Origin of the sequence: Terrisphaera buseokensis (genome assembly GCF_047521145.2) — a bacterium.
GTDB lineage: Bacteria > Verrucomicrobiota > Verrucomicrobiia > Opitutales > Opitutaceae > ER46.
Genome location: NZ_CM134186.1, coordinates 6057166 through 6069245, shown reverse-complemented (window position 1 = coordinate 6069245; position 12080 = coordinate 6057166). Strand labels below are relative to the sequence as shown.

At 66.0% G+C, this 12080-nt stretch carries 9 protein-coding genes and 1 pseudogene; 7 read left to right on the top strand and 3 right to left on the bottom strand.

Annotated features, from left to right (window positions below):
• Nucleotides 1-330: 330 nt before the first annotated feature.
• Nucleotides 331-822 (top strand): Crp/Fnr family transcriptional regulator, encoded by a 492-nt coding sequence (locus tag ACLJEU_RS22785; protein ID WP_414662842.1) that lies wholly within the window; start codon nt 331-333, stop codon nt 820-822.
• Here the strand turns inward: ACLJEU_RS22785 and ACLJEU_RS22780 are convergent.
• Nucleotides 790-1521, bottom strand: coding sequence for a metallophosphoesterase family protein (locus ACLJEU_RS22780; RefSeq protein ID WP_414662841.1), 732 nt, complete (start codon nt 1519-1521; stop codon nt 790-792). The two genes, ACLJEU_RS22785 and ACLJEU_RS22780, sit on opposite strands and share 33 nt — an antisense overlap.
• Nucleotides 1522-1679: 158 nt before the next feature.
• On the opposite strand from ACLJEU_RS22780, the gene ACLJEU_RS22775 reads away from it, so the two are divergent.
• On the top strand, nt 1680-2165 hold the full coding sequence (locus ACLJEU_RS22775) for a BLUF domain-containing protein (protein ID WP_414662840.1): 486 nt from the start codon (nt 1680-1682) through the stop codon (nt 2163-2165).
• A 13-nt stretch (nt 2166-2178) separates the two neighbouring features.
• Here ACLJEU_RS22775 and ACLJEU_RS22770 read toward each other — a convergent pair whose 3' ends face one another.
• Nucleotides 2179-4641 carry a PAS domain-containing hybrid sensor histidine kinase/response regulator gene (locus tag ACLJEU_RS22770; RefSeq protein WP_414662839.1) on the bottom strand — a complete coding sequence of 821 codons (2463 nt, stop codon included), beginning with the start codon at nt 4639-4641 and terminating at the stop codon, nt 2179-2181.
• 408 nt (nt 4642-5049) lie between these two features.
• On the opposite strand from ACLJEU_RS22770, the gene ACLJEU_RS22765 reads away from it, so the two are divergent.
• Both ACLJEU_RS22765 and ACLJEU_RS22760 read left to right on the top strand, forming a co-directional pair.
• Nucleotides 5050-6333, top strand: coding sequence for an MFS transporter (locus tag ACLJEU_RS22765; RefSeq protein WP_414662838.1), 1284 nt, complete (start codon nt 5050-5052; stop codon nt 6331-6333).
• A 140-nt stretch (nt 6334-6473) separates the two neighbouring features.
• Entirely contained in the window at nt 6474-8762 is a 2289-nt protein-coding gene (locus tag ACLJEU_RS22760; RefSeq protein ID WP_414662837.1) for a fused MFS/spermidine synthase, read from the top strand.
• 55 nt (nt 8763-8817) lie between these two features.
• Here ACLJEU_RS22760 and ACLJEU_RS22755 read toward each other — a convergent pair whose 3' ends face one another.
• A complete protein-coding gene (locus ACLJEU_RS22755) occupies nt 8818-9786 on the bottom strand; it encodes an alpha/beta hydrolase (RefSeq protein WP_414662836.1) in 969 nt (322 codons plus the stop codon).
• A gap of 262 nt (nt 9787-10048) precedes the next feature.
• Between ACLJEU_RS22755 and ACLJEU_RS22750 the strand changes: the two genes are divergently transcribed.
• The 3 genes and pseudogenes from ACLJEU_RS22750 to ACLJEU_RS22740 all read left to right on the top strand — a co-directional run.
• Nucleotides 10049-10306 (top strand): RNA-binding S4 domain-containing protein, encoded by a 258-nt coding sequence (locus tag ACLJEU_RS22750; protein ID WP_414662835.1) that lies wholly within the window; start codon nt 10049-10051, stop codon nt 10304-10306.
• A 74-nt stretch (nt 10307-10380) separates the two neighbouring features.
• Nucleotides 10381-11337 carry an SGNH/GDSL hydrolase family protein gene (locus tag ACLJEU_RS22745; protein ID WP_414662834.1) on the top strand — a complete coding sequence of 319 codons (957 nt, stop codon included), beginning with the start codon at nt 10381-10383 and terminating at the stop codon, nt 11335-11337.
• Nucleotides 11338-11434: 97 nt separating this feature from the next.
• Nucleotides 11435-11887: pseudogene (locus ACLJEU_RS22740) on the top strand (methylglyoxal synthase); the annotation flags it as partial.
• Between the last annotated feature and the right edge of the window lie 193 nt (nt 11888-12080).

The following is a 12080-nucleotide window of genomic DNA, read 5'->3' as shown; positions in this document are numbered from 1 at the left end:
GCCTGTGGTGTCTGCTCCTGATCGCTCCGGCCGCAGGGTGGGCCGGGTGGAACGACGTACGCGTAGGACTCGAGCCCGATGCCGTGGTGCAAGCCGTCGGCCAGCCGCTGATTCGGTGCCGGGCGCGGGGCGGCCTGTTTGAGACGTGGACGTTTGATCGGGGTGCCGCCGTCGTATTCGTGCGCAATCGCGTCAGTTTTTGGCAGGAGCCTCGGACCCGGAGTGGACCCAATGGGACCCGGATCGCGGCCAAGGTTGAGGATCGGTCGACGCCGCACCCGGGGCGATAGGACACGTTGCGATCGGCACGATTCCCGCTCGTCAGGCGTCGTGCCCAAGTTCCTTTCCGCTCTCCGTGACCATCCCGTGCGCGAGTTTTCCGCGGGCGAAACCGTCCTCGCCCAGGGAGCCAGCACGGGAATGCTGTTTGTGCTGATTGACGGGGCGGTGGAGGTGATGAAGGACGACGTGATCGTGGCCACGGCCACGGATGCCGGCGCGATCTTCGGCGATCTTTCCGCGCTGTTGGGCCTGCCGCACACCGCGGCGGTGAAGGCCACGCGGCCGTCACGGTTTCACGTAGTCACGAATCCCCGGGAGTTTCTCGCGCAAAGTCCCGCGGCGTGTCTGCACCTGTGCGAGCTGCTCGCGCGCCGGCTGGATGCGGTGAACAAGTACCTCGTCGACGTGAAGCACCAGTTCGCCGGCCATGATCACCTGGGGATTGTCGACAACGTCCTCGATACCCTGATGCACCGGCACCCGCGACAGCGCGTGCGGCCGCGCGAATCAACACTCCGCGACCCGGAGGTCCCGCAGTGAGCGCGCTTCCACGGAATTCCATTCGGCCGTCATCCCGGCCAAATCGAGCGTGATGCTGGTCGGCTGCGGGCCGAGCTGGCGTCCGGGATTGAAGACCCACGTCCGATTGATGCGATCGATCCAAGAACCGCCGTCGTAAAACGGCGAGTTGTGGATGTGTCCGCTCAGGACGATGTCCGGCTGGAACCGATCGATCCAGGTGCGAAGCGCGCCGTCGCCAATGAATTTCTTTCCCGCCCAGCTGGTCCGGGCGCCCTCGGGCGGGGCGTGGTAAATCCACACCCAGCGATCGCGCCGGTGCTTCGACTCCGCGAGAAGAAAGGCCTCGAGCTCGTCGCGGGTGGTCTGGCCATCCCACCACGGACACACGGTGAAGCGGGTCTCGTCCAGGTCGAAGCCCTCGCCGTCGACGTGCAGGCGATCCGAGCGCGCGGCGCGAATCCACGCGGCGACCGATTCATCGGCGGCGTTGCGGCTGTCGCCGTCGTGGTTGCCCGAGCACACCACCATGTGCGCCTTCTTCTGCAGGAGGCCGAGGTATTTTTCGACGATCGCGATCTGCACATCCGCATCGAGCGGCGAGCTGAGGTCCAGCAGGTCGCCGCCGATGATCGCGAGGTCGTATTCGCTCGCATGCGCGAGCAGCCAGTCGAATTGCTTCAGTGAATAATGGAGATCGGAGACGAAAAGCAGGCGCATGGAAACGGGGCGGAGACGCAGGACGCCCGGGAGCGTGAGGGGTTCCGCCGTGGTGGCAACGGGCTTTCGCCGCAGGCCCCGACTTCATTGCAGCGGGCCCGGTCGGTGCGGCGCGCAATTTTCTTTTGTCGGCCGTCGCCGCCGGCAAAGATGGTGGCGTGGAACCCACCCCTGCGATCCCCGCCACGCGTCCTTCACCGCATGTCCCGGGCGATGATGCGCCCCTGTTCCACCTGGTGTATGTCAGCTCGGCCGTCGCGCCCTTTTCCGAGGCGGACCTGCTTGCACTGCTCGAACACAGCCGGACGAACAATGCGCGCTGCGGCGTGACGGGACTGCTGCTCTACCACGAGGGCAACTTCATGCAGGCGCTCGAGGGGCCGGAGCCCGCGGTGCGAAGCCTGCATGCCCGCATTGTGACCGATCCGCGGCACTACGGGTGCATCACGCTGATCCAGGGCGCGATTGCCGCACGTTCGTTTGCCGGCTGGTCGATGGGCTTCCGGCAGTTGAATGTCGCGCACGCGGACTCCGCGCCGGGCTACAGCGATTTCCTGAACTATCGTAATCCGCTCCGTGCACCGCCCCTCGAGCCCGGGCGGGCGTGGCAGTTGCTCGCCTCGTTCCGCCGCGACATACGCTGAGCCGCGACGGCGTTCAACTCGCGAGCGCGACCGCCCGCATGCCGGCGGCCAGCGACTCGAGATCGAACGGTTTTTGCACGAAGCCCGCGAGGCCCTTGCCGGTGAACCGGCTGACGGCCTCCTGTTCGTTGAAGCCGCTCATCAGCACCACCCGGACACCGGGATTCAGGTGCCGCAGCTGCCGGAACGTCTCCTCGCCGTCGAGATGCGGCATGGTGAGATCAAGCAGCACGATGCGGAAGCGTGACGGATCGGCCCGGTAAAGCTCGACGGCCTCGCGGCCGTCGTTGGCGCATTCGGTGGTGTAGCCCAGGACGGCGAGCATCCGGCTCGCCACGGTGCGCACGGTCTCTTCGTCGTCGACGACCAGCACGTGACCGGTGCCGCGTGTATCCGGAAGTTCGATGCCCGATCCGGGCGCCGGTGCCTCGGGCACGGTCCCGCTGCGGGGCAGGAAGAGCTTGAAGGTCGTGCCGCGGCCCGGTTCGGAGTAGACCTTCAGGGCGCCCTGGTGGCCGCGCACGATGCCAAGCACCGCCGCGAGCCCGAGACCGCGGCCGGTGAACTTCGTGGTGAAGAACGGATCGAAGATGCGCGCCAGGGTCGCGGCATCCATGCCCGTGCCGTTGTCGCTGACCTCGAGGAAGACGTAGTCACCGGGGGACAGGCCGGAGTCGTGCGTGAGCGTGCGGCGGTAGTCCTCGTCGATGCGCACGGTGCCGGTCGCCAGGGCGATCACGCCGCTGCGTTCACCGATGGCTTCGGACGCGTTGATGACGAGGTTCATCACGATCTGCCGGATCTGCGTGGCGTCGGCCGTGATGACGGCCGGGCGCGGCGACAGGTTGAAGCGCAGGACGCACGTCTTGCTGATCGAGATGCCGAGCAGGTTGGTCGTCTCGGCGATGAGTTGATTGAGATCGATGCTCTGCACGATGAAGTGACCGCGGCCCGAGTAGGCGAGCATCTGCTTGCACAGGTCGGCGGCGCGGCGGGAGGATTTGTCGATCTGCTTGAGAAACGGCTGGATTTCCGATGTCGGCGAAAGTTCGTCACGGGCCAGCGCCGCGTTGCCCAGGATGCCGGTGAGCAGGTTGTTGAAGTCATGCGCGATGCCGCCGGCGAGGACGCCGAGACTTTCCAGCTTCTGGGTTTCCTGGATCTTCCGTTCGATCTCCCGCCGTTGCTGCTCCGCCTGCTTCCGCTCGGTGATGTCCCGCGCCGAGACCGCCACGCCGACGACCCGGCCGGCCCCGTCGCGAATGGGCGACATGTTGATGGAGACATCGATCACGCGCCCGTCCCTGCCCAGCCGCACGGTTTCGAATTGCGGCACGCGTTCGTTGCGGCGGATGCACTCGAGGGCGCTGGTTTCCTCGCTGACGCGTTCCTCCGGCAGCAGGCGGGTGACGCGCTGCCCGATCATTTCCGCCGCAGTGTAGCCGAAGATTTTCTCCGCGGCGTGATTCCAGTCGGTCACGAAGCCATCGAGCGTCTTGCCAATGATGGCGTCCTCGGACGAGGCCACGATCGCCGCATAGCGGGCGCTGGCGGCGAGGGCGGCCTTGAGGGCCGTGACGTCCTGGAACGTGGCGACGCTGCCCGTGACGCGTCCCGTCGCATCATGCAGCGGTACGGCGTTGGCGAGCACGGCGAGCGTCGTGCCGTCACTGCGTTCGATCGTTTCCTCGAAGTCGAGCACCGGCCGGTCCTCCCGCGCGCACACCTGGATCGGAAGCGAGTCTGGCGTGAGCGGCTTGTCGTGGTGGAGCACGCGGAAATTCGACGGTGCCTCGGGTGCCGGGGCGGAGAGCGAGGCGTTCACGCCGCGGGAGAGGCCGAGCATGCGCGCGAGGGTGTTGTTGCTGCGAATGACCTTGCACTCGCGATCCTCGGCGATGCCGACCCCGACGGGCAGGACCTCGAAAAGGGCCTGGAGTTCATTGACGCGGCGCTGCAGGAGGTGGTTGAGCCGGGTGACCTCCGCCTCGGCACGTTCGCGATCGTTGGCCTCACGCCGCAACCGCGCGTTGGCCGCCTCGAGATCGGCTGTCCTGACCCGGACGTGGGCCTCGAGCGACTCGTTGACCCGCTGCAGATCCGCCGGGCCCGTCAGCTTCAACGCCTGCGGCACGGTGCGAAACAGGGCCACCGCCGACACCAGCGAGACGACCGCAGTCAGGGCCTTGAACGCGCCCGTCAGATAATGCTGCGGTTGCCAGATCGTCCAGATCTCCAGCAGGTGCGTGATGCCACAGGCCACGATGAAGGCGCCGAAAAGGAGGAACAGGCCGGGGAAGGGGACATCGCGGCGCCGCCGGACGAAGTAGATCAGCGCGAGCGGAATGGAAAAATAAGCCACGGCGATCAGGCCGTCGGAGAGCGCGTGCAGCCAGACCAGGGCGGGGTTCCACAGGTAACTTTCTCCATGAGGCATCAGGGCGGCACCGCAGGGCAGGGGTGGGAGCGAAATCATGGTGGTGGCACGAAAGGGATCATTTGCGATCGGACGGATTTGGCAGGTTCCTGAGACCGACCGGCGGAATTGACTTGGGTGCGGTCGGTGGGAGCTATCACGCCGTGGAACCGCGAACACCTATCCTGACGTCGAACCGGGGGCGCTGGATGCGACACACCGAATTCTGATCACTGCAACCTGACGAGGGTGGAGCCAGCGATGAAGCGCGCTGACCGGTGAGAAGGAGGCTGGAAAAAAACGGCCTGGATAAGGTCGTCTGGGTCGCTGGAGAAAATAAAACCAACGCCCGGATTACAACCTTGAAGCAGAAGCGTTCCATCGATTCCGGCGTGACGCGATTCACGCGGGGGCTCGACTCGGCCGCGGTCGGTGTCCCAGTCTGACGCCGCGGTCCGTCCGCGTTGCGTGAATACCTCCACTCTTGCCGGCGCGGTGGCGCCACCCACTCGCGTCCGCCACCGGGTCGTCGGCCTGATGCTGGCGCTCGCGATGATCACCTACCTGGATCGCGCGTGCATCGCCACGCTGGCGCCGGAGATCATGCGTGATCTCTCGCTCAGCAAGGAGCAGATGAGCTGGGTCTACAGCGCGTTTGCCCTGGCCTACGCCGTCTTTGAGGTGCCGACGGCCTGGTGGGCCGATCGCATGGGCACGCGCCGCGTGCTGACCCGCATCGTGCTGTGGTGGTCGGTGTTCACGATGGCGACGGCGGCGGCGTTCAGTTTCACCTCGCTGGTGGTGACCCGCTTTCTGTTTGGGATCGGCGAAGCGGGGGCGTGGCCGTGCGTGGCGCGCACGTTTTCACGCTGGATCCCGCTCGCGCAACGCGGGCGCGTGCAGGGGATCTTTTTCAGCGGCGCGCACCTCGCAGGTGGATTGACCCCGATGGTGGCGCTGGCGCTGAGCGCGTGGCTGGGCTGGCGCGCCGTGTTCATCGTCTTCGGCCTGGTGGGCTTTGGCTGGGCCGCCGTGTGGTATCGGTATTTCCGTGACGATCCTGCCCAGCACCCCGCGGTGAACGCGGCGGAAAACGCGATCATCGGCGAGGGCCGGGGTCCCGTGGCCGCGGGCCACGAAGGCTGGGAGTACTGGCGCCGCTTGCTCGCCCATCGCAACACCCTGCCGCTCTGCCTCGCCTACATCCCGAACAGCTGCGCGTTTTATTTCTGCATCACCTGGCTCCCGACGTTCCTGAAGGAAAAACATCACTTCTCCTCGATCTCGCTCGGCCTGGTGTCCGGTCTGCCGCTGATCCTCGCCGTGGCCGGCGATCTGTTCGGCGGCGCGGCCACGGACTGGGCCGTGCGCCGCTACGGCCTGCGGTGGGGTCGCGCGGGCGTGAGCGCGGCAGGCAACACCGTGGCCGGCTTCGCGATGATCGGGGCGGCGTTCGTGCAGCATCCGCTGGTGGCGGTGGGTCTGATCTCGCTGGCGGTGGCGGCGACGATGTTCACGCTGGGCGCGACGTGGAGCACGTGTCTCGACATCGGCGGCACGCACGTCGGCGTGGTCAGCGCGGCCATGAACACCGCGGGTCAGATCGGCAGTGTCTTCGGTCCGCCGGTCGTCATCTATTTGCTGCGCCAGTTCAATGATTGGAATGCACCCGTGATCGGCATCGGCATCCTGTTTCTCCTCGGGGCCGCCTGCTGGAGCTTCATCGATCCGCGGGATCGCGTGTTCGACTAGGTTTTCGGGAGCGCAGGCGTACCGTCTGCAATTTTCTGCAGCAAGCGGGACGTCTGCGCTCCCAAATTGGCTTATTGTCGATTGCCAGCCGGGCCCGTTTCCCCTTCTCCCATGGCCGCGGCCCACGCCGTTTCCCCTCCATGCCTGCCTTCGCCCTGACCATCTTCACCGGTGCGTTCCTGCTCTTCCAAGTCCAGCCGTTGATCGGCAAATACATCCTGCCCTGGTTTGGCGGCAGTCCCGGTGTCTGGACGACCTGCATGCTCTTTTTCCAGATGCTGCTGCTTGGCGGCTATGCGTACGCCCACGTGTTGAGCAAGAAACTGCAGCCGCGCGCGCAGGCGATCGTGCACCTGGTCCTGCTTGCGGCCGCGCTCGCCTCGCTGCCGATCACGCCCGGTGAATCGTGGAAGGCGCACGCGAATGGCGATCCGACGTGGCACATTCTCGCGCTGCTCGCGGTCAGCCTCGGCCTCCCGTACTTCGTGTTGGCGGCCACCGGTCCGCTGATGCAGGAATGGTTCCGGCGCACGACGCCCGGGGCGTCGCCCTACCGGCTTTACGCGCTCTCCAACGTCGGCTCGCTGCTCGCGCTGATCAGCTACCCGTTCTATTTCGAAACGCAGTTCACGCGGCTCGCGCAGGCGAAGTTCTGGTCCTGGGGTCTCGTGTTCTACGCGCTGTGCTGCGGCCTGTGTGCGTGGCGGGTGTGGCGGCACGCTCCCACCGGGGCGGAGCCGGCGGCGAGCGCTGCGACGGACGCGGAAAAGCCGTCGCTCATGCAGCGCGCGCTGTGGGTCTGCCTGCCGGCGTGCGCCTCGATCCTGCTCCTGGCCGTGACGAACAAGATGTGCCAGGACGTGGCGGTCATTCCGTTCCTCTGGGTGCTGCCGCTCGCGCTCTACCTGCTGTCGTTCATCATCTGCTTCGACAGCCCGCGGTGGTATTCGCGGTTCTATTACACGCTCGCGCTGGTGGCGGCGCTGATCGGCGTGACGGTGGCGCTGTTTCAGGGTGCGGACATGGACATCCTCCACCAGGTGGTGATCTATTCCGGCGTGCTGTTCGCCGGCTGCATGATCTGCCACGGCGAGCTCTACCACCTGAAGCCGCATCCGCAGCACCTGACGTCGTTCTACCTGATGATATCCGCGGGCGGCGCGGTGGGCGGACTCTTTGTGGCGCTGATCGCGCCGTCGCTGTTCACCAACTACTATGAAACGCATCTGAGCTTCGCGCTGATCGTGGCGTTGCTGCTGGTGGTGTCGCTGTCCGGGCGCGCGGCGCTCACTCCCGCCCGGTGGCGGGTCCTGTTCGCGCTGCTGGCGGTCGTCGGGCTTTACGGCCTCGATCGGGGCTACGTCGCCGGCGTCGAGTGGCTGCGCACGCGCGACTACACCGTCACGCCGCCGCTGGGTTGGAACTGGGATCTCCTGATCCGTCTGCATTGGTTCGTTGCCACCCTGGGCGCCATGGCGCTGCTCGCCCGCTGGCTGCTGCCGCGCTGGCGGGAGCGTCCCATCAACGGCCACCTCGGCACGTGCGGCCTGCTGGGCGCGGGCCTCGTGGTGCTGGTGGGCGCGCTCGGCGTGCAGATCAGCGACTCGCTGCACGGCTCGCTGATCAGCGCGCGCAATTTCTACGGCGTGCTCTCGGTGTTCCAGTACAAGGAGGCGAGCCCGGATGAGCATTACTATCTGCTCCAGCACGGACGGATCACCCACGGCATCCAGTTCGCGTCGCCGCAGCGCGCGCCGATGATCACGTCCTACTTCAGCCCCAACAGCGGCCTCGGCCTCGCGATGCGAAACTTCCCGCGCCAGCAGAACCAGCGCGTCGGCCTGCTTGGGCTGGGCGTCGGCACGGTCACGGCCTACGGCAAGCCCGGTGACTATTTCCGCATCTACGAAATCAACCCGCAGGTGGAGGCGATCGCCGCGAACCCGTTCAGTTACCTCGCGCGCAGCCAGGCGAAGATCGAACTCGTGATGGGCGACGGCCGGCTCTCGATGGAGAACGAGCCGCCGCAGGCTTTCGATATCCTGATCATGGATGCCTTCAGCAGCGACGCCGTGCCGGTGCACCTGCTCACCAAGGAGGCCTTTGCGATCTACGTGCGACACCTGAAGCCCGACGGCGCCATCCTGGTCAACATCTCCAACCGCTACCTCGATTTGCGGCCCGTCGTGGAAAACGCCGCGCAAGCCTTCGGCTTTCAATCCGTCCACATCAACAACGAGGACGGCGGCGACAACGAGGACGACGGCGGCTGGTGGCTGTACGCGTCCACCTGGATGATCCTCAGCAAGAACAAGGAGTTTCTTGAACGGCCGGCCATCCGGAACGTGGCGAGTCCGGCGATGACCACGCCGAACACGATTCCGCTCTGGACCGACGACTACACGAGCATGTTCAAGATCCTGCAGTAACCCGCCGGCGGCGCGACGCCCTTCACGATCACGGAAGGGCGCGCGGGGCCGGGCGTCAGGTGGCGAACTCGCGCTCGATGATCAAGCGGTCGTGCCCTTGCAGCACTGCCCGCATGACGCGCTGGGTTTTGGCGGTGAAGAAATAGGCGCTGTGAATGTTGCGCTCGTTGGCGGGGAAAAGACTGCTGCAGTCGAAGTCCCAGACGTTGTCGGGCGGAGTCGGATCGTCCTCGAGTCCGGAGCGCCCGAGCCGCCGTTTGCCGAAGTGCTTCAGGCCGGCGCTGACCCCCAGCACTGAATCGCGTCCCGAATAGAGCGCGGTGATGCGGTAGCAGAGATTCGCGATGCCCTCGGCCCGGCCGGTGCTGACCATTTCGCCGGCGGAAAACAGGTCGTTGTCGACGTCGGCCGCAACCATCACGCATTGGTTGATGAGGCTGACGAGGAGCGGCTTGTTGTTACGCTCCCAGGTGTAGTAAAGCGCGTTTTGCAGCACCCAGTTGCCCATGCTGTGGGCGATGACGCTCACCTTGGCCTTGCACTGCATCGAGCCGTCGGCGGCCTTTTGCTGCATCAGCATGGCATGCTCGAAGAGCGTGTTGAAAATCTTTGCGAGGGCGGGACCCGAGGCCCTGGCGTCGACCCGGTCCGCGAGGTACTGCGCGGTCTTGCCGTTCGACGGCCACGTGAAAAGCACGCAGATGCCCAGACCGGTGGGACCGCTGTAGAGATCGTCGGTGATCTGCTTGTAACGTGCGGCGGCTTCCTCCCACACATTATTGTAGCCGTGGACAAACACGGTGACGTGCTTCTGGCGTTCGTGCTCGGTCTCGGGAAACACGGGAAACTTCTCCACGTCGGCGATCAACGCCGCCCGGAATTCCGCGGCGGTGCGGCGCGTCCAGGTTTTGAGATTGGTGAGCGCGCCGCGTTCGGCGGTATAGAAGCTGAGCTCTTCGGTGCGATCATTGCCGAGACCGGAGTCTTCGGCGTTGCGGTTCGTGATCATCCAATATTTGGGCATGGCGGGTGGGCGTTGAGGGACTGGCGTTGCGGGGACTGCAGCTGGAAAGGGGCCGGGCGGCGGTCCGGACTGCGTTCGGTCTCGCGGTCGCGGTGGGTCCGCCGGTTTCCGTCAGGGAGTGCCTGACGATCACGGAGGTCTTTTGCGTCAAGGCGGGGGTGGTGGCAACGTCGTTTGCGCCGCTCGTGCGTCCTTGCGGCGTCGCGCGCGCCACGGCATTTCCGCCCTCGCGTTTGCGGTCGTTCCCGTCTCGCGTTTCGCCATGGCCACTCCCGCTTCCACTCCCGACAGTGCACCCCGCCCGGTGCTCGTGCGTGAAATGCCGATCGAACTGTGTCAGTTTCTCAAGTTCGCCGGCGTGGCGTCGAGCGGCGGCGAGGCCAAGCAGACGATCGCCGAGGGCCGCGTCTCGCTCAACGGCATCGTCGAAACGCGCAAGCGCAAGCAGCTCGCCGCCGGCGATCAGGTGACCTTCGGCGGTCACACGCTCGTGGTACAGGTCGTGCGCCCGGGCCGGTGAACCGGCCGCGTCGGGTGATTCGATTGAGCTCGATCATTTGGGCGTCCACGGCTGGCTGGATTCCCACGATCCCCATGCGCTCCGTCCTACCCCGGTTGTTGTGTTGCTGGCTGTTCGCCCTCGCGGCCCTGACGCTCGTGTCGGGCCCGCTGGCCGCGGCGGAACGCGCTAAGCTCCCTGTCGGGGTGCGGCGGGTGGTCTTTGTCGGTGACAGCATCACCTACGGTGGAAACTACGTCAGCGCCTTCGCCGCCTATTTCGCGACGCGTTATCCGGATCTCAGTCTCGAGATCATCAACGTCGGGCTCTCCAGCGAAACGGTTTCGGGCCTGTCCGAGGAAGGCCACGCCGGCGGAAAATTTCCCCGGCCCGATCTCCACGAGCGCCTCGGCCGCGTGCTCGCCCAGACGAAACCCGATCTGGTGTTCGCGTGCTACGGGATGAACGACGGAATCTATCTGCCGTTTGCGGACGAGCGGTTTCAGAAATTCAAGGACGGCATCGCCTGGCTCCACGATCAGGTCGTAGCGAGCGGCGCGCGGATCATCCATGTGACGCCGCCCGTGTATGACGACGCCCGCGGAGGGCGGCCGCCGGGTTATGGCGCTGTGCTCGGACGCTACGCGGCCTGGCTCGTGAGTCAGCGCAAGGACGCGCGGTGGAGCGTCGTCGACGTGCACGCCCCGATGCAGCGCGCGCTCGAGCGCGGTCGCGCGCGGGACCCGGAGTTTTATCTGTCGAAGGACGGCGTACATCCGGGCGAAGCCGGACACTGGATCATGGCGCAGGAAATTCTGCGGCATCTCGGCGCGCGTGACGTGAATGGCGCGCAGAGTGCGGCGGACATGGTGAAGGATTTTCCGTACGGGCCCAAGGTCCTCGCGCTCGTCGCGCAGCGGCACCTGCTCATGCGCGATGCCTGGCTCACGGCGACCGGTCACATGCGTCCCGGCGTGAAGGCGGGACTCCCGCTGGCCACGGCGCGGGCTCAGGCTGCCGCGATCGATGACCAGCTGACGTTGATGCGCTGATCGACGGGGAGCGCGGGCGAACCGCCCGCATCAGGCTGCGGCTGCGGGCGCATCATTTCGCTTCACCTTTGCCCGAAGCTCACTCCGTCTGGGTGGCATGAGCTCGAAGAAGATTGCCATGGGCGTCTACAAGAAGATCGCGCTGGTCGCGCACGACAACATGAAGCGCGACCTCGTGGAGTGGGCGAAGTTCAACCGCGACCTGCTGGCGAAGCACCGGGTGTATGCGACCGGGACGACGGGCCTGCTCCTCGAGCGCGAGCTCAACTTCAGCATCACCAAGCTGCAGAGCGGTCCGTTGGGCGGTGACCAGCAGATCGGCGCGCGGATCGTCGACGGCGAAATCGACTTCCTGATCTTCTTCTGGGATCCGCTCGAACAACAACCGCACGATCCCGATGTGAAGGCGCTGCTGCGCATGGCCGTCGTGTGGAACATTCCGACGGCGTGCGATCGGGCCACGGCGGACTTCATCATTTCGTCGCCGCTGATGGACGAGGAATACGATCGCATCGTCCCGGACTACGATCTGTACCGAAAGCGCAAGGTGCCGGGCGTGGAGACGCCGCCGCTGCCGATTCCGGGGATTACGGACAGCAAGAAGCGCCGCGTCACGGAAACACCCGCGCCCCTGGTTCCGCCTGCAGCGTCGGTGTAAGCAACGGAAGCGCCGGAGTTCCCGCCGGTCGGGTGCGAGTGCGGGCGGGACGCCCGCGCTCCCCTCCGCTTTCCCTTAAAGACCG